At 60.0% G+C, this 24,375-nt stretch carries 25 protein-coding genes and 2 pseudogenes; 16 read left to right on the top strand and 11 right to left on the bottom strand.

The window, feature by feature from the left end:
• Nucleotides 1-6: 6 nt before the first annotated feature.
• Nucleotides 7-450, bottom strand: coding sequence for a hypothetical protein (locus tag B5525_RS30710; protein WP_079569356.1), 444 nt, complete (start codon nucleotides 448-450; stop codon nucleotides 7-9).
• A gap of 191 nt (nucleotides 451-641) precedes the next feature.
• On the bottom strand, nucleotides 642-836 hold the full coding sequence (locus B5525_RS44680) for a hypothetical protein (RefSeq protein WP_154073546.1): 195 nt from the start codon (nucleotides 834-836) through the stop codon (nucleotides 642-644).
• Nucleotides 837-968: 132 nt separating this feature from the next.
• Between B5525_RS44680 and B5525_RS30705 the strand changes: the two are divergent.
• Nucleotides 969-2,039 (top strand): annotated as a pseudogene (locus tag B5525_RS30705) (IS630 family transposase).
• A gap of 195 nt (nucleotides 2,040-2,234) precedes the next feature.
• Here B5525_RS30705 and B5525_RS45565 read toward each other — a convergent pair.
• The 4 genes from B5525_RS45565 to B5525_RS30690 all read right to left on the bottom strand — a co-directional run bounded on the left by B5525_RS45565 (nucleotide 2,235) and on the right by B5525_RS30690 (nucleotide 5,867).
• Nucleotides 2,235-2,375 carry a hypothetical protein gene (locus tag B5525_RS45565; protein ID WP_172900004.1) on the bottom strand — a complete coding sequence of 47 codons (141 nt, stop codon included), beginning with the start codon at nucleotides 2,373-2,375 and terminating at the stop codon, nucleotides 2,235-2,237.
• Nucleotides 2,376-2,511: 136 nt separating this feature from the next.
• Nucleotides 2,512-2,715, bottom strand: a complete 204-nt coding sequence (locus B5525_RS30700; protein ID WP_079569354.1) for a cold-shock protein — start codon at nucleotides 2,713-2,715, stop codon at nucleotides 2,512-2,514.
• Nucleotides 2,716-3,317: 602 nt separating this feature from the next.
• Entirely contained in the window at nucleotides 3,318-4,508 is a 1,191-nt protein-coding gene (locus tag B5525_RS30695; RefSeq protein WP_244567644.1) for a cupin domain-containing protein, read from the bottom strand.
• A gap of 270 nt (nucleotides 4,509-4,778) precedes the next feature.
• Nucleotides 4,779-5,867 carry a cupin domain-containing protein gene (locus tag B5525_RS30690; RefSeq protein ID WP_079569353.1) on the bottom strand — a complete coding sequence of 363 codons (1,089 nt, stop codon included), beginning with the start codon at nucleotides 5,865-5,867 and terminating at the stop codon, nucleotides 4,779-4,781.
• 321 nt (nucleotides 5,868-6,188) lie between these two features.
• Here B5525_RS30690 and rclC point away from each other — a divergent pair, with 321 nt between their 5' ends.
• From rclC to B5525_RS46700, 6 genes are all read left to right on the top strand, one after another.
• A complete protein-coding gene (rclC, locus tag B5525_RS30685) occupies nucleotides 6,189-6,809 on the top strand; it encodes a reactive chlorine resistance membrane protein RclC (RefSeq protein WP_425305223.1) in 621 nt (206 codons plus the stop codon).
• Nucleotides 6,806-8,767, top strand: a complete 1,962-nt coding sequence (locus B5525_RS30680; RefSeq protein WP_338075234.1) for an FUSC family protein — start codon at nucleotides 6,806-6,808, stop codon at nucleotides 8,765-8,767. The genes rclC and B5525_RS30680 overlap by 4 nt, the downstream gene beginning before the upstream one ends.
• On the top strand, nucleotides 8,764-8,967 hold the full coding sequence (locus B5525_RS30675) for a DUF1656 domain-containing protein (RefSeq protein ID WP_079569350.1): 204 nt from the start codon (nucleotides 8,764-8,766) through the stop codon (nucleotides 8,965-8,967). Before B5525_RS30680 ends, B5525_RS30675 begins: the two co-directional genes overlap by 4 nt.
• Nucleotides 8,968-9,201: 234 nt before the next feature.
• Nucleotides 9,202-10,266: a biotin/lipoyl-binding protein gene (locus tag B5525_RS30670; protein WP_425305222.1), complete on the top strand. Its 1,065-nt coding sequence runs from the start codon at nucleotides 9,202-9,204 to the stop codon at nucleotides 10,264-10,266.
• A gap of 125 nt (nucleotides 10,267-10,391) precedes the next feature.
• Complete coding sequence (locus tag B5525_RS46705) at nucleotides 10,392-10,919, top strand: reverse transcriptase domain-containing protein (protein ID WP_244567643.1); 528 nt, start codon at nucleotides 10,392-10,394, stop codon at nucleotides 10,917-10,919.
• A 45-nt stretch (nucleotides 10,920-10,964) separates the two neighbouring features.
• Nucleotides 10,965-11,210 carry a group II intron maturase-specific domain-containing protein gene (locus B5525_RS46700; RefSeq protein ID WP_244567642.1) on the top strand — a complete coding sequence of 82 codons (246 nt, stop codon included), beginning with the start codon at nucleotides 10,965-10,967 and terminating at the stop codon, nucleotides 11,208-11,210.
• A 159-nt stretch (nucleotides 11,211-11,369) separates the two neighbouring features.
• On the opposite strand, the gene ltrA is transcribed toward B5525_RS46700, so the two are convergent.
• Both ltrA and B5525_RS44675 read right to left on the bottom strand, forming a co-directional pair.
• Nucleotides 11,370-12,692: a group II intron reverse transcriptase/maturase gene (gene ltrA, locus B5525_RS30660; RefSeq protein WP_425305221.1), complete on the bottom strand. Its 1,323-nt coding sequence runs from the start codon at nucleotides 12,690-12,692 to the stop codon at nucleotides 11,370-11,372.
• A gap of 1,829 nt (nucleotides 12,693-14,521) precedes the next feature.
• Nucleotides 14,522-14,677 carry a hypothetical protein gene (locus B5525_RS44675; protein WP_154073545.1) on the bottom strand — a complete coding sequence of 52 codons (156 nt, stop codon included), beginning with the start codon at nucleotides 14,675-14,677 and terminating at the stop codon, nucleotides 14,522-14,524.
• A gap of 300 nt (nucleotides 14,678-14,977) precedes the next feature.
• Between B5525_RS44675 and B5525_RS47605 the strand changes: the two genes are divergently transcribed.
• The 8 genes from B5525_RS47605 to B5525_RS30620 all read left to right on the top strand — a co-directional run bounded on the left by B5525_RS47605 (nucleotide 14,978) and on the right by B5525_RS30620 (nucleotide 20,041).
• Nucleotides 14,978-15,886 (top strand): BA14K family protein, encoded by a 909-nt coding sequence (locus B5525_RS47605; RefSeq protein WP_079569347.1) that lies wholly within the window; start codon nucleotides 14,978-14,980, stop codon nucleotides 15,884-15,886.
• 784 nt (nucleotides 15,887-16,670) lie between these two features.
• Nucleotides 16,671-16,847 carry a hypothetical protein gene (locus B5525_RS44670; RefSeq protein ID WP_154073155.1) on the top strand — a complete coding sequence of 59 codons (177 nt, stop codon included), beginning with the start codon at nucleotides 16,671-16,673 and terminating at the stop codon, nucleotides 16,845-16,847.
• A gap of 258 nt (nucleotides 16,848-17,105) precedes the next feature.
• Nucleotides 17,106-17,483 (top strand): hypothetical protein, encoded by a 378-nt coding sequence (locus B5525_RS30645; protein ID WP_079569345.1) that lies wholly within the window; start codon nucleotides 17,106-17,108, stop codon nucleotides 17,481-17,483.
• 791 nt (nucleotides 17,484-18,274) lie between these two features.
• Entirely contained in the window at nucleotides 18,275-18,709 is a 435-nt protein-coding gene (locus B5525_RS30640; protein WP_079569344.1) for a hypothetical protein, read from the top strand.
• The gene (locus tag B5525_RS30635) at nucleotides 18,706-18,969 is read left to right on the top strand and encodes a hypothetical protein (RefSeq protein WP_338075233.1); all 264 of its coding nucleotides are present in this window, start codon (nucleotides 18,706-18,708) and stop codon (nucleotides 18,967-18,969) included. The genes B5525_RS30640 and B5525_RS30635 overlap by 4 nt, the downstream gene beginning before the upstream one ends.
• 47 nt (nucleotides 18,970-19,016) lie before the next feature.
• The gene (locus B5525_RS30630) at nucleotides 19,017-19,262 is read left to right on the top strand and encodes a DUF3551 domain-containing protein (protein WP_079569342.1); all 246 of its coding nucleotides are present in this window, start codon (nucleotides 19,017-19,019) and stop codon (nucleotides 19,260-19,262) included.
• A 145-nt stretch (nucleotides 19,263-19,407) separates the two neighbouring features.
• The gene (locus tag B5525_RS47600) at nucleotides 19,408-19,560 is read left to right on the top strand and encodes a hypothetical protein (RefSeq protein WP_338075232.1); all 153 of its coding nucleotides are present in this window, start codon (nucleotides 19,408-19,410) and stop codon (nucleotides 19,558-19,560) included.
• 205 nt (nucleotides 19,561-19,765) lie between these two features.
• Nucleotides 19,766-20,041: a hypothetical protein gene (locus B5525_RS30620; protein WP_079569341.1), complete on the top strand. Its 276-nt coding sequence runs from the start codon at nucleotides 19,766-19,768 to the stop codon at nucleotides 20,039-20,041.
• Between the two features lie 42 nt (nucleotides 20,042-20,083).
• Here B5525_RS30620 and B5525_RS30615 read toward each other — a convergent pair whose 3' ends face one another.
• The gene (locus B5525_RS30615) at nucleotides 20,084-21,679 is read right to left on the bottom strand and encodes a recombinase family protein (protein WP_079569339.1); all 1,596 of its coding nucleotides are present in this window, start codon (nucleotides 21,677-21,679) and stop codon (nucleotides 20,084-20,086) included.
• Nucleotides 21,680-21,753: 74 nt separating this feature from the next.
• Between B5525_RS30615 and B5525_RS30610 the strand changes: the two are divergent.
• Nucleotides 21,754-22,416 (top strand): annotated as a pseudogene (locus tag B5525_RS30610) (SOS response-associated peptidase).
• A 48-nt stretch (nucleotides 22,417-22,464) separates the two neighbouring features.
• Here the strand turns inward: B5525_RS30610 and B5525_RS30605 are convergent.
• Nucleotides 22,465-22,749 (bottom strand): hypothetical protein, encoded by a 285-nt coding sequence (locus tag B5525_RS30605; RefSeq protein ID WP_079569337.1) that lies wholly within the window; start codon nucleotides 22,747-22,749, stop codon nucleotides 22,465-22,467.
• Between the two features lie 575 nt (nucleotides 22,750-23,324).
• Nucleotides 23,325-23,507, bottom strand: a complete 183-nt coding sequence (locus B5525_RS44665) for a hypothetical protein (protein WP_154073544.1) — start codon at nucleotides 23,505-23,507, stop codon at nucleotides 23,325-23,327.
• Between the last annotated feature and the right edge of the window lie 868 nt (nucleotides 23,508-24,375).

Raw genomic sequence — 24,375 nt, 5'->3', positions numbered from 1 at the left:
GATTGATCATTTCGTGGTGGTAATTGAATTACCAATGCCCTGGTTAATTTGGCTATTGTTCCCTGTGTTCGTCAGCGATTGGCTTGCGGGAGGCGGGCTGTCGAATTTCTGATAAAGTTCGCCCACTTGCTGTAGCTTCTCTTTGCTCGACATGTCCTTGGCTTCGTTTAGCAGCCCACACTGCAGGAATAACACGCGCTCCCACATGTAAAGCTTGTTCGCACCGGGAAATTGCATGAGTACATTCTTCTCTATCTCGCTGTAAGTACCTTCCACCTTCGTGCCAACTGACGCGAGCTTCGCGAAAAGGCCGTCTACGGACGCGTCTAACTTCCCTGTGAAAGTCTGGGCGGTATCTTTGGCCGGTTGCGGTTTCAGGGGAGAGCAGTCGAACGCCATCGCCGGCGAAATGGCTAGTAGTGCTGCGGCTCCGAAAGGCAGTAAGCGCATAGCTCGCTCCTCGATTGTTGTTCAGCCATTATTCAACGTCAGGGGTTTGGCTGCAAGGGTTGAGATCGGGATAACGCCTGTGCACGCCGCGGGGGCCGGTCAATGAACCTCGCGCTAACGTCCAAGGTTTGAGTATACTTGCACGATTTCAAAGAAGGCCGCTGGTGCGTGTGGGATTGGGGGGTACTTGTTCATTTGCCTTCCGAAATCCGCTGTAGGCCGTCCTTAGTCAGGACGATGCCACCTAAGACTTCGTTCGCGTAGCCGATATCCTTGAGTCGGGATTGAATGCAGGACGGAATGTGATGGGTGGTCGGATGCGCCGCCAGCTGCCGCAGGGCCTCAAATTCCAAATCATTTAGCTCTGGGGGCAGAATTTGATCCATGCCCCAATATGCGCCTGGCTCGCACGTTTTCCAGTCAGTAATACCAGCCTTCGGAAGGTCTGACTCTTTTTTGAAAAGCTGGCGCCGGCGTGATTCATTTATGACCGACTGGATTGATTCGGGAGGTCGGCGATGGGCGCGGCGGTCGGTCTACGGGAGGATTTCGAGGCGGATGAGCTGCGTCGGCTCGCGGCGAAGGTGAAGGATGCCGCGCAGGCGCGACGGCTGCTGGCGCTGGCGGCGATTTGCGACGGGATGAACCGCACCGAGGCGGCCCGGATCGGCGGCATGGACCGGCAGACGCTGCGGGACTGGGCGCACCGCTTCAACCAGTACGGGCCTGACGGTCTGATCGACATCAAGCCGACCGGGCGGCCGTCGAAGCTCTCCGACGAGCAGAAAGATGCATTGAAGCAGCTCGTCGAGACCGGCCCCGACCCGGAGAAGGATGGGGTCGTACGCTGGCGCTGCGTCGACCTGAAGCGTGTTCTCGGACAGCGTTTCGGTGTCGATCTGTCGGAGGTGAGCCTGGGGCGCGCGCTCAAGAAGCTCGGCTTCTCGCACATCAGCGCCCGGCCGCGCCATCCCGTGCAGGATCCGGAGACGATCGCGGCATTTAAAAAAACTTTCCTACGCAGGTCGCGGCGATCGTGACCAAACTCGCCCCGGAAACGCCGATTGAGGTCTGGTTCCAGGACGAGATGCGGGTCGGCCAGAAGAACAGCCTCGTCTACCAATGGGCCAAGAAGGGATCACGGCCGCGGCAGCCCAAGGATCAGCGCTACGAGAACGCCTATGTGTTCGGCGCCGTCTGTGCGAGCCGCGACACCGGCGTCGCCCTCATCATGCCGCAAGCCGACACCGAGGCCATGCAGGCGCATCTCGACGCCATCGGCAAGGCCGTCGCGCCCGGCGCGCATGCGCTGCTGATCCTCGACAAGGCCGGATGGCACACGACGCGCAAACTAAAGCCACCTGCCAATGTCACCCTCGTGCCGCTGCCACCCGCCTGTCCGGAGCTCAACGCAGCCGAGAACATCTGGCAGTATCTGCGACAGGACCTATCTCGCCAACCGTGTGTTCGCGTCCTACACCGATATCCTCGACGCCTGCCAAGACGCCTGGCGAAAACTTCTCGCCGAAACCGGGCGCATCACCTCGATCGCGGCCCGCGACTGGGCCATCATCGGTCAGCCCTTCTGAAGGCTGGTATAAGTCTGCCACAATCAACCTGACGCACTACCAGAACTTGCGAAGGCTGTTCGCCGGGCTTGAGAGAGTCGCTGGCGAGTCCGGCTTTTGCGGGCCGCCATGGGGCCGGCCGATCGGCGCCTTCCCGCTGGCGGACTCGCCCCGCCTTCCGTGGGGCTGTTTTAGGCCGCTCGCGAACCCATGAGCTCAACCTCGTTTGAGCCCGTGGACGATGGCCGTAGTGGCAGGATCGGGAGCCGCGCGAGAGATTTCCGCGCTCGTCATTGCCGCATCCGAATAGACTTCGAAGGCGATCGAGATCAACGCCAAAACAAAAACGACGATCAAGATTCTCATGGTGCCGCTTTTAGCGGCGCAATGAGGCAGGATCGGCCAAAGAAACCGGCGAAAAACGGATGTTTCATTGCTGGGACGTTTAAAACCCGCCGGCGCGAACCGGCAGGCTCAATGCACATCAGCGCCTTTAGCCGACTCTTAGATTTTCCGCGGACGTTTTGCCCCGGTTTTCCGTTTCTTCGAAGCTCACCTTGGCACCCTCGTTAAGGCTGCTCAGGCCGGCTCTTTCCACGGCCGAAATGTGCACGAAGACATCCTTGCCGCCGTTATCGGGTTGAATAAATCCATAGCCCTTGGTCGCGTTGAACCACTTCACAATACCTGTCGCCACTTCAGTATCTCCTCCAAAAGAAACTGATCAAACGAACGTGATTCGTCAGACAAACTGGTGGCGACTCGGTGGCAAAAAGCCGTCGCTGTTGCGATACAGCGACGGCTGTCTGCCTAGAAAGTTAACGGCTGGCTACCGTCTGTTTCTCAGGAAGGCGTTGCGTCGGGACGATGTTGCGACAGCTGCACTGGTTTCCAGCGCGGCTTGCTGACCCGTATCGCTTGTACTGCTGCCGCCGCCAATTCGCGCATCGGCCCGCAAGAAGAGCCTTGGTCCTCAAGCGACCGCAATAGTCCCGCGACGGGTGCTTGGCGGAGATCATCTCCTCCACACTGAATTGATTGTATTTGTTTTTTTTGATCGGTTTCTGAAAAGCTACAGTCCAAAACTACGGTCCACGAGACCCAGGCCCACCTTTTTGCGAAGTCCGGTAAAAGAAATCGAATAGCACCCTGCCCTTTTGGAGGGACCGTTGCCTCACTGTCTCTTGTACCGAATCAGATCGGTGATTTCAATTGAGACTGCAAACGGCTGTTCGGGCTGCCAATCCGAGGCCGGCTACGCGCCGGCCCCACCATTTCAGGACAGCATGCCGGCGCCACTTATGCCAGCTTAAGCCTGGTAATCGTTGTTTCGGGTACCTCGGCAAAGTTGTTGGCCAACAGGTAACGCGGGCTGGACTTCACCCACTTGTCGAGGTCGGTCTCTTCGAACTTGCCGTTGTCCCAAGTCTGCACGATCTCAAGATCTTCATCGCCGACGTTCTTGATCGCGTGCCCGAAGCCTTGCGGAATATAGGCGACGTCGCCCGGCTTGAACTCGGCCACCTTTCCGCGCCCACCCGAGCCGAAGAGCGCCACTTGCCCCTTGCCGCGCAGATAGTAGTGCCACTCGTTCGCGTTCACGTTCCAATGCAGGTTTCGCATGGCGCCCGGCTTGATGGTCATCACGCCGCCTGACATGCTCTTGGAGATGGGCCACTCGTCGACCGTCGCGAGGCGGAACGTGCCGCCCTCGAAGTCGCGCACGGCCCGGTTGTCGTGCAGCAGGCTGAATTTGTGCGTCGACTCCTTGGGCCAGGGTGCGTCGAGGGCTTCCGACGCCGGCAGCACCGGGCCCGCCTGGATGTAGACCTCGCCCTTCGGGAAGGCGTCGAAGACGTCCTTCGGCACGCCGAAGTTGAGCGCCAGCATGTCCTTGGGCGTCACGTCGATCCAGTCCGTGATCGAGAAGGTGCTGTGCTCGGAAAAGCCGCCGTTGTCGAAGGAGAGGACGAAGTGGCAGGGCTTGTCGCCGATGGTCTGGATCGCGTGACCGTGGCCCTTGGGGAAGAACCATAGATCGCCCGGCCCGTAGTTGTTGATTTCGCTCGCCCCTGACGGGTCGAGAACCACCGTCTGGCAGCGGCCATCGATGACATAGGCCCATTCGGCTGCGATGGCGTGCCAGTGCAGCTCGCGTGCGGCGCCCGGATCGAGGAACATGTGGACGCCCGCCATCCCCTTGCTGATGGGGAACTGGTGGACGGTAGCTTCCTTCGCCCAGCCGCCCGACGTTACCTTCGGGCGACTGGCATCGAGCGAGAAGTGAAAGTCGGGCATGTCTGCCACGTCTTTGGGATTGTGGTAGGCGACTTTCTCACCGGGAGGCAGCTCCGTCGCTGCTCGCGCAACTCCCCCGTCCCCCAGCTTGGACTGGAACGGCCCGGTTTGCGCATTCACAATTGTGGTTGTCGCCAGGAGGCCTCCGGCAGCGGTCACTGCCAGCATCTGGCGGCGTGAAATGGAATCCATGACTTCTCTCCTTTGGTTTGGGCGGCTGACATCGAGATCATCATCAACCAGGGTCGGAATCCGACCATTCGGATTGATCTTCAGATATTCCTTTGACCCGACGTCTATGCCTCGCAGATGGCCTCGTTATAGGAGGCGTCCCATGTCCGAACGGCTCATTCGAGCGGCTCAGCGGATCAATGTGGAGCGGGTAGCGTGATCCCTGTGCGGTCGGTCGATACTTTGAGCGGTCCGGCACCGCTGCTGTGCGTGCGGCCGCAGTTGCAGCAGCTATGACGCTTCGATGTCAGCCTGCTGCGCACGCGCAGCCGACGACAAGCCGAGCGTCACGCCGCCGATTATGGAATCGGGTGAGTTTTCTTCGCGAGATCGCCCCTCATGACGGGCGCGCAGTCCACCGGGCGAAATCCCGTAACGTTTCCGAAACGCGCGCGCGAATGCGCTCTCGTTGTCGTAGCCGACGGCTGCCGCCACCTGCGCCAGGGTTTCAGTTGTCGAGCCGAGGCGATGGCGTGCCAGACCAAGCCGCAACTGGCTCAGCAAGCCGAGCGGCGGAATATCCCCCTCCCTGCGGAAGATCCGAACCAGGGTCGCGCGCGAAACATGCGCTTCGGCCGCAAGCTCGTCCAGCGTCCAGGGATGCGCGGGAGCTCTCAACATGGCGGTGACGGCTCTGGCCGAAGACGACGATGCGAGCAGCCGTAATATGCCGCTCGACGACGCGGACTGTTCGAAATGCAGGCGAAGCATCATCACGAAGAGAGCGGTGGCGAGCTCGGTGGCAATCGTCGCTGCGCCCGGACGCGCGGCCTGCAGTTCCTCATCGATCGCCTGCACCAGCATCCGCATCCGGTCGAACAGCTCCCCCCTGCCGATGCTGAGCACGATCGCCTTTGGCAATGCGGCAGTGACGAGGCTATACATGGCCCCATCCAACCGCAGCCGGCCGCAGATCAGCTCGGTGTCGCTCGCGCCGCGGGTGTTGGTCTTGATCCTGATCGCGTTGTTGTATTCGGTTCTGATCGGCGCTCCGGTGCTTCCGCCACGGCTCGCCGATCGCACGACGTGGGAGTCGCCCTGCGGGAGCAGTAGGATGCTGCCGGCTTCCAGCTTGAACGTTTCCCCGGAATACCGCTCCAGCAGGCAATTTCCATTGGTCACGATGTGAAATTGAGCAAAGCCCGCCGGCTCCGCTTCGTGCACGACCTCCCATTGCAAGGCAAATCGGCACACATCCTGAATTTCCGGGCGCGCCCGGAACAGGGGAGCAATCGCACTGAGCGGGTCGAGAGTAGCCGGCTCAGTCGCGTCGTCTGGATGTTTGATCCGGCCGGCATAGGTTTTGCGCCGCGAAAGCATCGCCAATTCCCCGTTCGCACCGATTTCTCAAAGCATCGAATGAATGAGGAGAATGTAATGCGCGTGCCTGGCAGTTCAGAAGCACAACGATCACAAATACGCGATGAAGAAAACATTCATCCGCGGCGCCCTTGCTGGCCCTGGGTTATCCCGTTCACGGCTGCACCGCGACGGCTGCATCACGGTGCATACTGCAGCGGCCCCGACGCATTCGATGCCGCCGCCGAAATCAATCCCAACGCCTGAGGAGAACTCATGATCGGTTATCTTCGTCTGCCGCTTTCCTGGATCGCTCATTCCGATCGGGTCGGTATCCCGCTGATGCGCGTCGCCATCGCGATCGTCTTCCTGTGGATCGGCGCGCTCAAATTCGCGCCCTATGAAGCCGACAGCATCACGCCCTTCGTCGCTAACAGCCCGTTTATGTCGTTTTTCTACGAGCATCCGGCCGAATACAAGGCGCACCTCACCCGCGAGGGCGAGTTGAAGCCGGCCGAGCGGGCCTGGCAGACCTCGAATAATACCTATGGCTTTTCCGATGGGCTCGGAACATTGGAGATAACGATTGGCCTGCTGACCTTGCTGGGCGTGTTCTCGCGCCGATGGGGCATTCTGGGCGCGACGCTCTCGTTCCTCACGCCGTTCGTGACGTTGTCTTTCCTGATCACGACGCCGGACGCGTGGGTCTCTGCGCTTGGCGATGCGCAGCACGGCTTCCCTTATCTGTCAGGCGGCGGGCGGCTCGTGCTGAAGGACGTCATGTTGCTGGCCGGCGGCCTGCTGATCATGGCCGACAGCGCCCGCGCCTTCCTTGAGGCGCGCCCTTACGCCAAACTTCAGACGATGACGGCCAGCAAAGCCTCCATTGCCCCGGCCGAGTCAGCGCAGCCAGTTGCCATCGGAACCTGCAGCATCGGAAACAGTCAGGGAAATGACGCATGACCGATCTACCGCGGCGGACGATCATCAAGAGCACGGGCGCCATCGGTGCGGCGATGTTGCCCGCTACTCAAACTAAGAAGATGGTGAGAGCCGATAGCCACGGGTTGTTTGCTCGCTTCGCGGGACTACCGGCGAGTTCCTGGGCATTAGCGCTCCGAATTTGGCTCGCTGTCATCATGGCGCTCTATGCGGGCTTCTGGCTCGAGCTTGACGCGCCATCGTCGGCCGCGGTCGCGATAGCGATCGTGGCGATGCCCACGCGGGCTCAAGGCATGGAAAAGGCCGGTTTCCTGCTGCTCGCAACTATCCTTGGTGTCGCAGCATCAATCGTCATCGCTGGCTTCTTCTCCCAAACCAGTGGCCTCCTGCTGGCAGTATTCGGCGTCTGGATCGGGCTCTGCGTGTACGCGGCGCGCATGCTGGATGGGAACCGCGCCTTTGCGGCGGCGCTCTGCTCCGTCACTGTGGCGTTGGTCGCCATCCAGCAAATCGATAGTCCCCAGCTGGTGTTCCAGACCGCCATGGCACGGGGGGCCGCCATCGCCGTTGGCGTTGTCGTGGTCGCGTTGGTTAACGATGTCCTGGCCGTCCCCGACTACTATCCGGTACTATCCGCCCGCCTCGAAGAACTGCATCGTCAGGTCATGAGCTATGTCGAGGGCGTTGTTCGCGGCGAGGCGACGTCCGCACGCGCGGCAGTGGGTCTGTTGCGCGATATCGCGGCCGTGCGTTCGGAGATAGCGAGTCTTGCCACGGAATCGAGCAGTGGAAACGCAAGAAGCGCGGCGGCGCGCACCGCGATAGTAGGCCTCGTCACCGAATTGTTCCTGGCCCGCGCACTGGCGGCGTTACGCGTCGCCGCCGCACCCGCGCGCGATCCGGACGGCTCATCCGGGCTGATGACGATTTGCCGTTCGTGGCTCCGGAAAGAGCTCATCGGAAAGAATGCAGACGTGCTTGGCAGCCTCGATGCTCTGCGGGCCGGAACGTACCCTCTCCGCCAATGGCGTGCGCCTTTGCATCGTTCGCGTCGCATCGCAGCGGAAAGTGGCGTCAGGGCTGCGATCCATTTCACGTTGATCGCGATCCTGTTTGTGATGGCGGGCTGGCCGGCAACCGAGATATCTCTTTATTTCGCGGCTTTCATCATCGCCTTGAGCTCCATAGCACCTGACGCACGCATGCTCACGGCGGTGGCGATCGCCGCCATGCCGATCGCCTGCCTGCTGGCTGGTGTCCTGAAATATTTTGTTTTCAACGGAGTGTCGGGGTTTCCGCTGCTGGCAATCGGCCTCGCGCCGGTCGTCATCGGCTCGGCACTCCTGATGACGGTGCCAAGCCGTTCATGGCTTGGCCGGCTCATCCTCATCTTCACCTTGACCGTCTTTGACGCGGCTAACCCGCAGAACTACGACCCACGGGTCTATCTGGTCACATCTTTCCTTGCTTGTCTTGCGGCAATTCTAGCATTTGCAGCTCACCTGCTGATCCCGCCTCTGTCGAACGATCGCCGGCTTCAGCTACTGCTGGATGAAACGCGCCGCGACCTCAGTAATCTCGATGCTCAGCCACATCCGCATGCCACGCCGGAAGAGGCTGCGTTTCACGATGCCACACGGATTGAGCAGATCGTGACGGCAAGTGGCGCGTCTCTATCGTACAGTCAGGTCGTTGACGAAGCCATGGACTGCTTCGACCGAGCAGCGTCGCTTCGACAAGGCTATGCCGAGCTGGACCGGCTGGCGACTGGTCCGCTGGCAGGTGCGGCGTATACCGCACGAAGGGCGCTCGCCCAGCGGGATAGAAGCGTGATTTTGAGGGCCGCCGAAGCGCTGCGCAAGGCCGCTGCACAACACGGCCTGACCGCCGATTCGGCTTGCGCCGCGCTCGCTCTGGCAAGTGTCGCCTTTGCGCCTGCCCAGTCCGCGCCCCGATCCGCCAATAGTGAGCAGCCATGACAAACACCTATCGGGAGCTTGTCATTGATGGCGTCCTGGTCGCGCCCATCGTCTCTTATGCGGCAACGGCGCTGCTGATCTTCCTGCTGCTGCGCCCTTTGTTGCATCTTGTGGGATTTTCTAGGTTTTTCAGCAATCCAGCCGTCGCCCAGCTCAGCCTCTACATCTCGATCTTCGGGCTGCTCACACTACTGTTCTAGCGAGGAATCGTGGACGCCGCCGGACCTCAAGACCAAGTCCTTCTTCACCGTGAACGGCGTGCTGAAGCGCGGACCGACATCGACGATGTCACCCAACGCTCCATCCCGTCCGGGCCCGCGGCACGGGACGGCAACCCGGCGGAAGTTGGCGAGGCCCCCTCTGGACCGACGCCCTCAACGAGGGCATGGCGCGCCGCCGCCGGCCGTCTCGGCCTTGCGGTCGGAAACCGCCTTTTGACGCTCGCCATCGCGCTGGTCGCCATCCTGATCTCGCTTCTGACATGGCAGCACTATGTCACCGCACCCTGGACGCGGAACGGCACCGTCCGCGCTCAAGTTGCAAACGTCGCGCCGCAAATTTCGGGCAAGATTGTCGAGCTTCGCGTGGCGGACAATCAATTCGTCCACAAGGGCGACGTTCTCTATGTCATCGATCCATTCGACTTCGAAGTGACCGTTGGCGTGAACAAGTCGCTGGTTGAACGGCAGGCCGCAGATGTCGAAATCAAGCAAGCCGAATCGGAACGGCGTCAGCATTTGTCCGACCTCGCTACGACGCCCGAGCAGCAGCAGATTTACGCCGGCAACGCAGCGCAGGCGAAAGCCGCGTATCAGTCGGCGGTACACCAGCTTGCCCAGGCAGAGGTGAACCTGAAGCGGACCAGTGTCGTCAGTCCTGTGGATGGCTATGTCACCAACCTCCTGTTGCGCGTTGGAGATTATGCGGTCGCTGGCGTCAGCAATATTTCCGTGATCGATTCCAACAGCTTCTGGATCGACGGCTATTTCGAAGAGACAAGAATGGCCCGTGTATGCGTCGGCGATCGCGCCGAGGCCCAGTTGATGGGATATACGCGGCCGATCCTCGGACATGTGAAAACCATTACCCGCGGCATCAGCGTCTCCAACGCCACTGCGGGCACGCAGGGATTGCCCAATGTCGATCCAATCTATACTTGGGTTCGCCTCGCGCAGCGCGTGCCGGTTCGTATTGCCATCGACACGGTGCCGCCGGAAGTACCTCTCCTCACCGGTATGACGGCGACGGTGACGATCCGGCAGCCTGCCGACAGTGATCGCCAAACCTGGTTCGACCTCGTCCGCGCAAATCTCGTGGAGCCGATATCCGATCTGTTCAGCGGCGGGCGCCCGCCGCGCCCGGATTGCCTGCAGAGCACGTCCATATCGCGTCCTGAAGCAGAGACGATTCCTTATTCAAGGGAGCCCGCAATACCTTCGCCAGAGAACGTCGCCCCCGGCTTGGCCCCTGGTATCGACACCCCTCCACGCACCCGCTGATTCATCTGGCTGCCGGCATCGACCTCCTCAGCCGTCTCGCTCGTCGAGATTGAAGAAACGAACAATTGCTCCACGTGCTCAGCCCGACTTCTTCCAAAACCTGAAATAGCAGCAAACGTTTAACGATGCTCAAGGCGGTCCGCCAACATACGGACTGTGCTTGGGTGCTGCTTTACATCGAGCGCTGGCTGAAGGCGTCCGTGCAGATGGAAGATGGCAGCGTCGTACCGCGACAGGCGGGAACGCCACAGGGCGGGGTGATCTCGCCGCTGCTGTCGAACCTGTTCCAGCACTACGCGCTCGACAAATGGATGGCGCGGGAATTTCCACACATCCCCTTCGAGCGTTATGCGGACGACGTGATCTGTCACTGCAGAACCGAGGAAGACGCACGGGCCCTCTGGCGTGCGATTGCCGACTGCTTTGCGGCCTGCAAGCTGGTTCTCCATCCGGAGAAGACGAGGATCGTCTACTGCAAGGATGTGAACCGGCGCGGCGACCATCCGGATATCCACTTTGATTTTCTGGGCTACCAGTTCCGAGCCCGAAAGACGATGTGGGTCAAGCCGGATAGGCGCATCTTCGCACACAGCTTCATGCCTGCTGCCAGTCCAAAGGCATTGACGCGCATCAGCCGGGAGATCCGGCACTAGGCGCTTCATCACCGCAGCGACAAGTCCCTCAGCGATCTGGCCACGATGTACAATCCGTGCATCCGGGGTTGGATCAACTACTACAGCCACTTCTATCCGACGCAGTTGCGTCCAACTCTGCAAAGGATCGATGCCTATGTCATTCGATGGGCTCGCCGCAAATACAAGCGGATGGTCCATTGGACCAAGGGCGCGAGAGACTGGTTTGATCGGCTGCGCCGCGCGAATCCAGCACTCTTTGCCCATTGGCCACTATGCCACGGCAACGGCCGAACATCGGGAGCCGTATGAATCGAGAGGTTCACGTCCGGTTCTGGGAGCGCCCGAGGGTGAAAGTCCCTCGGGCGACTCGTCAAAACCGGAAGAACTCGAATTGAAGCGCGGTAGGGACGATCATTGCTGACCGCCCCCCGCCCAAATCCGTGCAGGCGGGATTCCCGCACACGGCTCCTACCTTGGGTGCATGACGGCAAAACGCCTATCGGGATATGGGTGAAGGATGCGCGGTTGGGGGAGCCAGTCGGCGGCTAGCCCATGCATTCGCTGCCACGAGAAGCGGTCCTTCTGGCTACGCCGCCGCAGCGTGCGCAACCAGATGCGCTTCACATAATAGTAGAATGCTCTCAGTGCAGGGCCGTTGGTCGGCACGGCATGATAAGCGAAGAAGCCTCTGACCACCTGCTTGAGCCAAGCCCCTTGCTCGGGGATAGGCTCGTGCATGCGCCGTCGCAATTCCTCCTTGATCCTCCTGAGCGTTGCCTGCATGCGATCGCGCCGTGTTGTTCTTTTGACAAGGAACTGTCCACGGCTGTTGCGTTCACAGATGAAGGTAAAGCCAAGAAAGTTGAAGGTCTCCGGTTTTCCGAGCCCGCGATGAGCGCGTCGTTCCGCCGCAAAGCGGCCGAACTCGATCAGGCGAGTCTTGTCCGGATTGAGCGACAGCGAGAACTCCTCGAACCGCTTGCGCATATCGTCCCAGAAGCGCCGGGCGTCCCCCTCGTGCTCGAAGCCGACGACAATGTCATCAGCATACCGCATGAGGATCATGTCGCCCGTGGCCTCGTGCCGTCGCCAGCGCTCGGCCCAGAGGTCGAACACGTAATGCAGGTAGACGTTGGCGAGCAGCGGTGAGATTACCGATCCCTGCCCCGTTCCCTTTTCACTGACCGTGACAACCCCGTTCTCTAGGACACCCGCCTTCAACCACTTCTGGATCAGGCGGATAATGCGCAGATCGCCGATGCGGTGCTCCACGAATCGCACCAGCCAGTCTTTGCTGACTGAGTCGAAAAAGGAGGCCACATCTGCGTCAAAAATGAAGTTCACTCGCCTGCTCGTGATCCCGACAACCAGCGCATCCAGCGCATTGTGCTGACCTCGCTTGGGTCGGAACCCGTAGCTGAACCCGAGGAAGTCTTCCTCGTAGATGGCGTTCAACACAGCTGCGGTCGCTCTCTGGACGATCTTGTCCTCGAGTGCCGCAACCGCCAACGGACGCTGTTTCCCATCAGCCTTCGGTATGTATGTCCGGCGTGATGGCAGTGCCCGGTATGCTCCCCGATGAACCCGCTCATGCAGATCAGTGAGGTTTCGGTCAAGGTCTGCTTCGTAGGTCGGCCACGTCAGTCCATCCACCCCAGAGGCGGCATCGCGTTTGAGCGCGAAGAACGCTATCCGCAGGCAGTCGATACTGATGTGGTGGAGGAGTGCAGTGAGCTTCCCCTTCTTCCGTTGCCTTGCGGCTTGCCGTACGCGCTCCAGCGCCTGTGCCACGCGCTCCCGTCCCTGTGTCCGGTGCGTGCTTTGCCGGCGCGCGTTCCCCTTGGCCCCCGCCCTTGGCTCCACCGGCTCCGCTGCGGTCGGGACCGCTTTGTTCGTCGGCTTCACAGCTACTATGGCAGAGTCTGACTTCTCACGACCGTGCATCATCGGCTACGGCTCCTCACCTTCCCGATGCGGACCGGCGGCTGTTGCCGAACGGTCGATCGCGAGATCTCCCGGTTCCCGCGCAAGGAGCGTCTGCACATGCCAGGGTCTCTGACCACGCCGGGTCGTCCTGGCGCTCGCGATGACGCGCCCAGACGTATTGCCTTCCACGATCTGCACGGTGTCGGCACCCAGAATAGGAATCTTTCGCGGCTCGATGGCTGGCCTATGCGCTCCCCTGTCAACGCTTCGCCGAAACCCTCGCGGGCAACTGCGCATGACTCGGGGCCGATGTGGATCGCTACTCCCTCATCGTAAGAGACTTGCACTCTCTACTCCTTGCCGGTCTCCCGGCGCTTCGCAAATGTCTTCCGCTGTTCTCCCAATAAGGGACATCCGCCGGTGCATTTCCTGTCTCCTTGGAGCTACTAGTGGGGGATAGTTGGGGAACGCTACCGCTTCCGGACCCGGTACCCCGCGAACGCTCGCGCCACCGGCGAACCAGCCGGATGTTGTTTCACTGTCTCACTTCCCGAATCAAATCGTCACTTTGGGACAGCAACATACGCACTTGTGATACTACAAATACATGGAAGCGTAGCGCCGAACCTCGGCGCTCCCTTTCAGTGGTGCCTGGGCGCGGAAAGCGCGGCTGGCAGCCCGCGCTGAAAGTTGCAACAAATGATCGCTTGGCGCCTCGCTGTTCCGGCCATCGTAGTCGCCGCCGCTTTGGCAGGATGTTTCACCTATTTTGTCGCAGCGCCCCCGCTGGGTACTGTGCCGGCCCAATTGCCGGAAAAATCGCCGGAGTAGCGCACGGGCATTCCGGCTAACATTGACCGCTCAAGAGCAGAGGAAAGAGCAGACGATTTCCTGCAAGCCGCTCAGGCCATCCTAAAGCAACAACCGAATGCGCAGGCTTCTGCAGATAAGCCAACCATCACCGGCCATATTCCTTTGCCGAAGAAACGACCTATCCCACGCTGATAATTGTCGGCGGTGACTAAGACCGGAAGGCGTCCATTGCGTGGGCGATGAGGATGCCGATGCTAAACACCATCAAGGCTCCTATAATCACGGATAGCATCGAGAAATCCAGCGCGCGGTCCTCCCAAAGCAAGAGCGGCGGGGAACTGCACAGTCAAAATTGAACCGCAGGTCCGCCCCTTCTTTTGACGACACATGCCCTCTTCGGCGCGCTGGTAACGTTGACCGGTTAGGTTAAGGAGGGAGTCACATTGCGCGGTTGCAGCAAGGCGCTATCATCGCTCAAATGAAAAAACCGCGTGAGAGTGTGGCCGAAGCTATTTGCCCCGCCTGTGATGGCTCAGGCTTTCAAAAGGTCAAACAGCCAACCCAGCCGGGCCGCAAAATATATCCGGCCAAATGCCTTGAGTGTCTCGGCAAAGGCCGAATAGCCGCTAAGCCAGCCGCAACGTGAGCTGGCGTTCCGGGCCAAGGGTGTCGTTCCACAACCCCTTCAAGCGAGGACGGCAATTTGTCCCCCGCGAGATCGAACGATGCACGATCTCGCGGGCGATATCTTCCGAAGCATCTTCGGGCCACCGCTCGGCAACTGTGCCGATGGACAATCCCCTGCGAAACAGATGCACGTGCTGTCCGATAGGTCGACGACCCAGCTGCTTAGACCCGCATCTCAAACGGCCCAAGGCTCGTCAGGCCGCGCCGCTGGACAATTCCGGAAGACTTGGCGTAACCGGCCACGCGGCCTCGTAATGAATATGCAGGCCCTTCTCTTTCGCCAGAAACGGCGTGGCGCATTCGATGCAGCGCGGCGCGCGCTGCGGCCCCTGCGACCGCTGGACGGCCACGTATTCAGCCCCGCAGTTTAGGTTTGGACACTTAAAATTGTAGGGTTGAGCGCTCGTCGCCATCTGGAGCCCCCCTCTCGCAGCCCGCTAGTATGTTCGCGGATGCTACCATGAGTCGGGTTCAGACCAGCCTCTCATGATCCTGGGCATCAGGACATCGAGTTGCACGACGCGCTCTTACACCCTCGCACTCCAGCGATCCAGTTTAGGCGCTGCAGCTCGCCAACGGTTTCATAAATGAACCGCAATCTTCCGGTTCATGCTCCCGTGTCTGCCCAATTCTATGGACACGATGGTTCCATGAAGGACATTCAAGCCCACTTGGATAAAATCCGCTCGGACGCGGCCGAGTGTCTCTTAGTAAGTACCCTTGTCGGCGATGGAAAACGGGAAGTTTTCGCCAAGACAGCCCAACACTTGAACGCCCTCGCTTCGGAAGTTGAAAAGACGATAGCTACAAACGGCGCGGATAAGGGCACGCGCGGCGAGAGCGAGCATGTGGCTCGCGCGGGAGATCCCGAAGCGGCGATTGCCACTAATATCGCTGCCACCCATCTGCCACAGGCGGCGCGACCGCGCCGTGTGCTTCCGTGGCTCTTGGTTATTGTTATCGGAGGCCTTGTCGGGGCTTTCTTCTGGGCGAACAACCCGGCTAAAACTTATTGGTCTCTATCTAACTTGCAGTCAAAACACGAGCCGGCGCCCGCACCACAGGACGAAACAAAACAGGCTATAGCCGCTCTTCTATCTGGCCAGCAGGCGGAGCGGAAGATATTGATGGAACAGCTGAGCGGGCTTGGCGCACGTCTAGATAATCTCGCGACAGCCCTGGAAAATCTCAAGATATCACGTGCCGAAATTGTGGGACCGTCCAGCAAAGAATCCATTGGCGCTGAAGAAAAGCCCCCTGCTGCGGAGACCACACCAGCGGCCCCGGAAGAGAAGCCGGTTCGTAAAGACGAGAACCCTACTTCCACCTTGGAAAATCCGGCCGCGGCAAAACAACTGGACGGCGCCCCACGCGCGACCGAAAGCCCGCCTATTGAGCCTGCCGATCGGGTTGGGGCAATTCCGGTTCCTGCAAGGCGAGCCGAGCTTGACCAGCGCAAACCGACTATCGGCCCCGCTGGCTGCACGCAGTTCCGCTCGTTCGATCCGGTATCCGGGACGTACACGACGTTGGATGGGCGGCGGCGCCAGTGCCGGTAGTTAGGTAGGCTGGATGTGACCGCGCACAACGTCCAGCGAAGGCGAACGGCGTCCTTGAGCTCAAGACTGGCAAGTGCAACATAAAAAGCAAGCCCACGGAAATAATACCGGTCAGCCCGGGCGTGACTGCAGGGACATCGCCCCGCATTTCCACGAGGCCCATGTCGATCAGGATCCTGAGATCATCCGCCGGTGATGCCGAAATAAGTTGAGACTCTCACGGGTGGCCCGCGCCGCCGCGCAGGAGCACCGTCGGTGCCTTTTCAGTGTCGGAGCTGCCGAAGTGCCGGCCTACCGTGAGCGCATCCTCGGCCGCGCGGGCGGCGCGAAACTTCCGACGGTCCCTTTTGTTCAAACGACGCTACGGGGGTAGACATGCGAATGCTTTTGGCTTTTCTGATCGTTCTCGGCGTCGTTTGTATTTGGGACGTCAATTACAACAATGGCATCCTCTCGGACGGAGCGCGGAGCATGCTGCGAGATATCGAGCGCAGCATCCGGTAGCGGCATGCCGCGGACCAATGAGGGCAGCCCGGCGCGGTGGCGGTTACATACCAATGATGCTGCTTCCTGAACCATAATATAGGTGGGAATCGTCCGCCCTTCGCCCATATCAAGATTGTGTCGGACTCATCCCCACCGGCACTTCTCAAGACTGCGGCTCCAGCTTCCCCCGGGCTGGAGCCGTTTCTCTTTGCGATTGCGAAGCCCTTCGGAGCGGCTTTCGCGCATCGGTCGCCTACGCTAGTGTGGTGGCGGCTGCAATCAACGGCGGGGGATGGTTATGATTTCGGTTTTGATCGGCGTTTTGATTATTGTCGTCATCGGCGCAATCTGCTTTTGGGCCATCGACAAGTTTGCCAACGACCGCCGACTATCGAATCTGCTCAAATTGCTCGTGGTGCTCATCTGCCTTGGCGCCATTCTGCAACGAGTGCTACCGTTGACGGGAACGTATTAATGAACGCCATCCGCCGCCTTGCACACCCGAATGGGTAGCTTGGGGGCAAGCGCAAGGCATTGTATCGTTGGTCTGTCTCTGTAGACCTCCAGGAGACAATGCCCCCAACGGCCTCAGACGTCCCCAGCGGTGAGGCCGTTTGCTTTGGGTGCTGCCACCCCCCAAGTGCAGCGCGGCAAGATCAGGTTAGCAGTTGGTCGCCCTTGCCCTCCACCGCAAGTTGCGCTTGGATGGACTCGGGTCTAGGGGGCAACCATCATGAGAACGTTGGGAATCGTGGCGCTATGCGCCGCGTTGGGCGGCTGCGCGTCATCCGCGGCGGACATTTCACCGGCTTACGTCTCGCCGGTAGCCTATCAGAGCTACACCTGCCAGCAGCTGGCGATGGAAGCTCAGGCGATCTCGACCAGGGCGGCGACGCTGTCGGGCGCGCAGGACAAACAGCGCACCAATGACGGCGTGGCGACGGCGGCTGCGATCGTCATCTTCTGGCCGGCGGCCTTCTTCGTCGGCGGCGATAAGCAAACGGCGGCCGAGCTCGCCCAGATGAAGGGGCAGATGGTCGCGGTTGAGCAAGCCTCAATTGCCAAGAAATGCGGGATCCAGTTTGAGGGGCCGCGGCCGCCGGGGACCTAATTTGCTTTCCTAAGCCCTCACGGCCGGCTTGGTACTGGCCGAAATAGGCCACTCGCAGATTCAAAGTAGGCCACTCTTCACGCGCGCCTCACACGGAATTTAATGGGAATCCGCCCGGTGCGAACCCACATCAGAACCGTGCCGATCCTAGTCCCCCATCGGCACTTCTTAAGTCTGCGGCCCCAGCTTGCCCCCGCTGGGGCCGTTTCTTTGGCCGCAGCACAACGAAAAACCCCGCCGGAGGCAGGCCCGGCGGGGTTTCGTGGAAGGTATGCGCCGCTGAGGAATGGCGCAGGGCGTTCATAGGCCGAAAGTCTTAAATAGCCGTTCCAATTTGTCGGACTATCTAGGCTTGTCGTAGGAGCTCGGTAGATGCCCACACTCACCCGCCGCCGCTATTCATCACCCGGTTGAGCGGCCGGCACGCAGGCGCGGGCCGCTCTTGGGGGGCCGCCAGACGGCATCAACGGCAGTCTGCCGCGGCCGCCAAGCTTGTCGCGAGCGAGTACCCAGCGCGGCTCTCTATTGCCTTGGGGCAGCCTACGGATGTGTGGCGACCGATCCGCCGTGCGCGGATGCGTCGCCGTTGTTTCCATAGCCCCTGTGATGGCGGTGCGCGGCGTTGGCGGAAGCACTTAAAGTGACCAAAAGGCATAAGGCTAGAAGATATCGCATCGCATTGCTCCAGGCGAGTATCGCATAGGGTTATCAGTTGATCATGTGCGCACGGGCCGCCACGGCCCCAAGCCGTAGTGGCTTCACGATCGCTCAAATCCGCGGGATCATGGGGCATGCCCGCTCTCACCCGCCGCCGATATCCCGAACGCCAGGACTGCTGGCACGTCTACTATGGCGACGTGCATGTGGGAACGATCGCGATCCGCGCCGGCGTGCCAGTTGATGTCGACCAATGGGGTTGGGACTGCGGCTTTTATCCGCCCTCGCACCACGGCCGCCAGACCAACGGCACGGCAGAGACCTTCGAACAGGCCCGAGTCGATTTCGAAGCTGCCTGGAAAGAGTACCTTCCGAAGTGCTCGGAGGCCGATTTCGAAGAACATCGCCGCGAGCGAGCGCGGACCGCCTGGAAATATGCCATGTGGGACAAGGGCTGCAGGATGCCGACGCAATCGACCGATGGCCGGTCACAGTGCTTCTGCGGTGAAACGATCGATATCGCTGGCTCCGCTCAGCATGTCTACGCGGCTCACATGGAAATGGCTTGATCAAATTAATCGCAGACCGTCCCTATGCTGACCCCGACAATGCCGCGCGAAAGCTGATCGAGATCGCCAGCACAATCGAGCCCGTGCAGGATGGCCGGCTTTACATCGAACACGTCAACGCGCCATTCCTCGCCGCCGGTGGCAGCCCGGCCGAATACAGCGCCGGCCTCAAAGCAGCGATCGCCAACGGTTGGCTGTTGCTCCACGAGTCGGGAACATATGTGCGTTTCACGCAATCCGGCGCCGAGCTGTTCGCCTGATGCCTGACGAGGGGTGGCAGCGGCTATGAAAGCAAAGGGAAACCCTGATGCGCATTCTAGCTTTGGCAATTTTGACAATCGCGACGGTTTTGACGGCAATGCCGACTCTGGCCCAGACGTACGATCCGGCCTATCCGGTTTGCCTGCACGTGTACAAATTCGGGGGCTATTACGAATGCAGATACACGTCGCTGCCGCAGTGCAACATGTCGGCATCGGGCCGCGGCGGCGAGTGCGTGGTCAATCCATATTATGCCAATCCGGGTCTGCGCAAAACGCGGTCCCGCAAGTAACGGCAAGCCTTTAACACCTGATGCCCTGGTCCGCACGCTTTGACGATCCAATCCCGCTGACGAACGGCCGGGAATTGGAGACGTTGAGAGACGCTGCGATGTACTACCCAAGGCGGAACACGATGCCCCGGAATGGCAGGCCGCGATGGAGGCGCTGTTGCTGGTGGCAGAAAACGACGGGCCGACGATGTTCGCCCTGATCGGCGTCATGCGGGCATTGAATCGGCACGTTGGGCGCGTCAATTCCGGCCGCAAAGATCCGCATTGGGGGCGTCGGAAGCTGGTGCGCGAACGGTAGCCGTCTCTGTTCTCCGCTCCTGCTTGATGCAAGCAAGAATTGTATGCCACCTTTGGAGACGCCTGGGATGGGGACAGCCTATGCGCGCATTAGTGTTGCCAGTGTTTTTGATCATCAATAGGAATCGGTCTCGCGTGCGCACAAAGGAAGTGTTCAATCAGCTGTACGCGCGGCCGAGCCCGGAGCCGCAAGAGGCGAGCCGTAAGTGACGAAAATCTCACTCGTCCAAGATCATGCAATAGCTGCTCGGATGGCTCTAATTGTTGGGGCGGATAATTTTGATCGTCTTTTCCGGGGCATCCAGTTCGACGAATTTGATGGTGCTGTTCTCTATGTTTACGCCGCTGACGAATATCGAGCGGCAGAGATCGAGGACACGTTTGCCCTCCATATCTCCACTATCGCTGCGGGCATTCTTAAACGCGAAATTCCCATCGTGATGGTGTTGCCGCAGAAATCGAAAAAAGAGCGCGGTGAATGATCTCATTCGATCACGAAGACGCGTTCGCGCGTGGAAATCGCGTCAAAGCTGCCGTTCGTACACCTTCAGATTCATCAAACGCATTTTCAGCGTTTGAACCAACTCGGCCACCGTCTCGATCCGCACCGCAGGAAAATCGACAACGCTAGTAAACCGAAGATAACGCTTCTTCATCAGCGAGGACGGGACCAGCACGCAGTCGGCAATTTCGCAGTTGGCGGCGTCCAGTCTCAGTACTGCCAGTACGTCGGCCGCCAGTTTGTGCCGCCGGTAGACACGCCACTGCGCGGCGTGGCCGGGCTTCCGCTTCTTCGCTTGGCGAGCCACCAAAAACGTTATCTTTGGCTTCCCGTTCGCTTTCACAGTGTGGTCGATCGCTGCGATGTCCGGCGCATGCGCCGCGCCCTTCGATGCCAGCACTTCCGCGACATAGGCGGCGTGCTTTCTGGTCACCTCGGCCCATGCGTCCCGGCTGTCGATCCAGTTGCAGTCGCGCTTCGTGACATAGCCGATCCGCTCGAAAGCGGCCCTTAGCGTTCCGAAGTGCATAACCAGCGCCGACACCGAGGGCATCCCTGGAGTGTCATCGATGAGGCTTCTGCAAAGCCTGCCCTTGCGATGCAGTAACAGTCGCAACCGGCGCAGCATCTCGTCTTCGGAAAGCTCCAGGCGCCGTTCCGTCAACATCTTCTGCGCACGCGCGAACAAGTTGGAATCGACGACGGCTTCGATAACGCCATTGCGCCGAACCCACTGATTGGACGGATTGGCGATCAGCTTTTGTCCAAGCCGCCGTGACGTCCTGTTGTAGACGAGATTTCCGACATAGTTCTCGTTTGCGAGAATCGTCCGCACCTTTCCATCGGTCCATCGACCTTTATCCCCGCAAGGCACCCGGTTCCGATTAAGCCGGCGGGCGATCTCAGTGAAGGACAGCCGATCGGTCGTGAATGCGTGAAATATCCAGCCGACGATGGCCCTCTCTTCATCCGAACCGAGAACGAGCTTGACTCGGTCCGTCTTTAACGCCTTGTGTTGCCCTTTCGATAGTTGGCCTCTCGACTTATGCGTTTCATCGATTAATTCTCGCCGCAGCCCAAAGCCGACCGGTCCACCTACTCGATAGCCGAGACTGGCGATCCGGGCCTGCCCGGCATGCACCTTGACCCCTAGTTCCCGGCTCCATTCGCCGGCCATCGCACGCTTGATATTCTTGGCAATGTTGGACAGCAGACTTCCGTCGTTGCTGAACTGTTCCGCGCAATACACGACCTTGAAGCCGTTTTTCTTGCAGATAAATTCGTAATATGCGCTCTCGTCGACGTCCTGAAACCTTCCCCAGCGGCTGACGTCGTAGATCAGGATGTGGTCAAAATCCGCGTGGCCAGAGCTGACATCTTCTATTAGCTTCGTTAGGCCGGCCCGGTTTTTGATCCTAAGGCCGCTGCGGCCCTCGTCGACGTAGGTTCGAACGATTGTTAGGCTGTTCTGTTGTGCATAGACCGCGATCGTTGCGGCCTGATTTTGAATCGAATAGCGCTGATCGTGTGTAGACATCCGGACGTATTGAGCCGCCCGCAGCGCCTTGTCGCGCTTCGCAATACTCGTGGACTTGCGTACGACGAGGGAGTTGACCATCGGCTTCGACGCCCGGCCCGGCCCGGTACGAGGTATGTTATCGAAACCCCAAATCTGGAACAACCGGTCAGCCGATGTGCAATCTTTACTCGATCACGACCAACCAGACGGCCATCGCCGCGCTGTTTCGGGTCGTCAACCAATACGTCGGCAACCTTCCGCCAATGCCAGGGGTGTTCCCCGACTATCCGGCTCCCGTGGTGCGCGATGCCGGCACCGAGCGTTGAAATGGTCTTGATGCGGTGGGCATGCCGCCACCGCCGAAATTCGGCGGGCCGCCTGTCACCAACATCCGGAACACGTCGTCCCCCCACTGGCGGAGCTGGCTGAAGCCGGAAAACCGGTGTCTGGTACCGTTCAACAGCTTCGCCGAATATGCGCCAGAGCCGAACCCAGAGACCAAGAAGAAGGACGTCGTTTGGTTCGCGGTGAACGACGATCGGCCGCTGGTTGCGTTCGCAGGGATCTGGACCGAGTTCAAAGGCGACCGTGGCACTAAGTCCAAGCCCGTACCTGGCCCGCACCTGGTCTACGGCTTTCTGACGACGGCGCCCAACGCGATCGTCGAGCCGATACATCCCAAGGCAATGCCGGTGATCCTTACGACTGAAGGGGAACGGGACGTGTGGATGAGAGCGCCGTGGGATGAAGCCAAGACGTTGCAGCGGCCGTTGCCAGACGATTCCTTGCGGATCGTGGCACGGGGCGTCGACAAAGAAGATCGCGCCGCGGCATGACGCTGCTTAAAGGATTTTCGCGGGAAGCATCGTCTTTGTTCTGCCCCATCATCTATTGCGTCGCAACTTCCGCCGACCAATGTTCGAGGCTTTCGGATAGGGCATGCGCTGCGTTGGTCCGTGGAAGGCGCGCAGAATCCCCATTTTCGCGAACAACATTGGTCCGAGATCTTCGGCAGCATCGATCAGCATCTGGATCGCCAACCGACATTCCGGCGTGTTGCGCTCCGAATCGGGGAGCTTCTTGATATAATTGGCGGCATCGCGGAGCGTACGTGCCGGCGGTCCCTCCGGCAACGGGACGGGCTGATCGAACGGGCGTTCCCAGGTCACGACTCAACTCCAAACAACTTGAGATTCAAGCTGCGATCACCGGATTCGTTCCCCGTGTCTTCGCGTCAGCCACCGGCGGCTTTCCCGCCGCAGTTGAGCGCGCTATAGGTTGGCCCATGAGCCAAGCGCGACCAGAATTGATCGATTGCCGTGACTGTCGGCGGCCGGTTTCCTTTAGTGCGGTAAGCTGCCCGCACTGCGGGTCTACCGAACCGTCGGGGCCCTACGTTCACAGCAAAAAGGAACTCCGGCGGCTTCGCGCCGAGGATCGCAACGACCACACGCTGTTAGTCACCACGTTGGGATGTTGCTGTGGCGGCGCGCTGTATGGAATTTTACTCAGCTCGAGCACGTTGGGCGCGATCCTAGCCGGCCTCGGCTACGGAGTTTTCGGTCTGCTCGTTGGGGTGCCGGTTGCTTTCGCGATTAATATGACGCGCGGCTTACTCGGATAGGCCGACGCTCGGTGAAACGGCTTGGCGCGAAACGGCCTTCCGCACTGTCGTTGCATCGCTGGCCAAGATAACCGGGCAATCGCAGCGGGCCGCCTGATCATATTAAGGAAGGCCGCCGGTTCACGCCTGCGGGTTTTGCGCTGGACAACAATCTACAAGGTTACCCGGTCGACGGCTGCGGGCGCTATGTTCGTTCATCGCCTTCACAGCCTCGTTTTCGTCGGCGCGCAAAGCGATGCTTTGCCGATCCGCAAACACGAGCCATTGATGCGGTCCAATTTCCTTGATTACGTACTCGGTCATTTCGACGCCTAGGCAGTCAGCGGCGACCGCGCTCTGATTTGTTCACAGGCATGCTTAAAATAAGCGCTTAAGATAACCCCTTAAAGAGCCTAAGCTATTCTTGCGGGGGGTATCGGAGTTATCCACAATGCCCACTACCTGGACACTGTCAAAGATTGAGGCGGTTGTCTTCGTTGCGCTGGTGCTCGTCTTGGCCGGCGCCAGAATATGGGCGACGGGCGGCCTATAGCCTTCCGCTCAGTTGCCGGTGACTACGTGGCGCCGGGAGCCAGCCAGCCGCCCCCTCCCCCCGGCGCGCACGACTGCCGAGAAAGGCCATCCAAAGAAACGGCCCCAGCGCTTGGGGAGCTGCTGAGGCTGTCGGGGGTGTGTCGTGTTGTGGCGTCGCGACACACCGATCTAACCGACGGCGATATGAGGGGTTCCCGAGCAGATCGAATAAACGGCCACGCGAATCCGCCCGTGCGCTAGCGCTGATCGGCTGAACCAACGTGAGGCCAGCAGAAGCCGGGCTCACCAGCGGCCTTCCTAGAGTCATGCAGGGGCATCTAATGAAAGAGGCCGCCAACTGAGGCGCCCTTACTCGTCCCGGCCTAGTTCACCAGAAAGCCAACGTAGCGCATCTGATTTAAGCGGGTCAGGCCGATCACAGTCGAGACACTGATAGGTGCGGGGTGATTTTCCGCCGGGTTGCAGCTCCAACGTCATTGCACGCTGGCATCCGGGACAAATAGGTCGTTTTCGCGAGCCGGCCATAAGCACCGCCCCATATACTAGGCGGGAGCGCAACACTCTCAGTCACCGATGGGTGGCCGTTACGGTGCGGTGATGATTTAACTGTGAGCTCTTATCGCTCCAAAAAGCGAGT

The organism is Bradyrhizobium erythrophlei (assembly GCF_900129505.1).
GTDB lineage: Bacteria > Pseudomonadota > Alphaproteobacteria > Rhizobiales > Xanthobacteraceae > Bradyrhizobium > Bradyrhizobium erythrophlei_D.
The sequence above is the reverse complement of the archived record's forward strand: the minus strand, read 5'-3'. Positions and strand labels throughout refer to the sequence as shown.

What these genes read in the sequence shown, in the direction of transcription:
- B5525_RS30710 (WP_079569356.1), bottom strand. Translation starts at nt 450, where the DNA reads ATGCGCTTACTGCCTTTCGGAGCCGCAGCACTACTAGCCATTTCGCCG.
- B5525_RS44680 (WP_154073546.1), bottom strand. Translation starts at nt 836, where the DNA reads ATGGATCAAATTCTGCCCCCAGAGCTAAATGATTTGGAATTTGAGGCC.
- B5525_RS30695 (WP_244567644.1), bottom strand. Translation starts at nt 4,508, where the DNA reads ATGGATTCCATTTCACGCCGCCAGATGCTGGCAGTGACCGCTGCCGGA.
- B5525_RS30690 (WP_079569353.1), bottom strand. Translation starts at nt 5,867, where the DNA reads ATGCTTTCGCGGCGCAAAACCTATGCCGGCCGGATCAAACATCCAGAC.
- rclC (WP_425305223.1), top strand. Translation starts at nt 6,189, where the DNA reads ATGCGCGTCGCCATCGCGATCGTCTTCCTGTGGATCGGCGCGCTCAAA.
- B5525_RS30680 (WP_338075234.1), top strand. Translation starts at nt 6,806, where the DNA reads ATGACCGATCTACCGCGGCGGACGATCATCAAGAGCACGGGCGCCATC.
- B5525_RS30675 (WP_079569350.1), top strand. Translation starts at nt 8,764, where the DNA reads ATGACAAACACCTATCGGGAGCTTGTCATTGATGGCGTCCTGGTCGCG.
- B5525_RS46705 (WP_244567643.1), top strand. Translation starts at nt 10,392, where the DNA reads ATGCTCAAGGCGGTCCGCCAACATACGGACTGTGCTTGGGTGCTGCTT.
- B5525_RS46700 (WP_244567642.1), top strand. Translation starts at nt 10,965, where the DNA reads ATGTACAATCCGTGCATCCGGGGTTGGATCAACTACTACAGCCACTTC.
- B5525_RS47605 (WP_079569347.1), top strand. Translation starts at nt 14,978, where the DNA reads ATGAAGGACATTCAAGCCCACTTGGATAAAATCCGCTCGGACGCGGCC.
- B5525_RS44670 (WP_154073155.1), top strand. Translation starts at nt 16,671, where the DNA reads ATGATTTCGGTTTTGATCGGCGTTTTGATTATTGTCGTCATCGGCGCA.
- B5525_RS30645 (WP_079569345.1), top strand. Translation starts at nt 17,106, where the DNA reads ATGAGAACGTTGGGAATCGTGGCGCTATGCGCCGCGTTGGGCGGCTGC.
- B5525_RS30640 (WP_079569344.1), top strand. Translation starts at nt 18,275, where the DNA reads ATGCCCGCTCTCACCCGCCGCCGATATCCCGAACGCCAGGACTGCTGG.
- B5525_RS30630 (WP_079569342.1), top strand. Translation starts at nt 19,017, where the DNA reads ATGCGCATTCTAGCTTTGGCAATTTTGACAATCGCGACGGTTTTGACG.
- B5525_RS47600 (WP_338075232.1), top strand. Translation starts at nt 19,408, where the DNA reads ATGGAGGCGCTGTTGCTGGTGGCAGAAAACGACGGGCCGACGATGTTC.
- B5525_RS30615 (WP_079569339.1), bottom strand. Translation starts at nt 21,679, where the DNA reads ATGGTCAACTCCCTCGTCGTACGCAAGTCCACGAGTATTGCGAAGCGC.
- B5525_RS44665 (WP_154073544.1), bottom strand. Translation starts at nt 23,507, where the DNA reads ATGACCGAGTACGTAATCAAGGAAATTGGACCGCATCAATGGCTCGTG.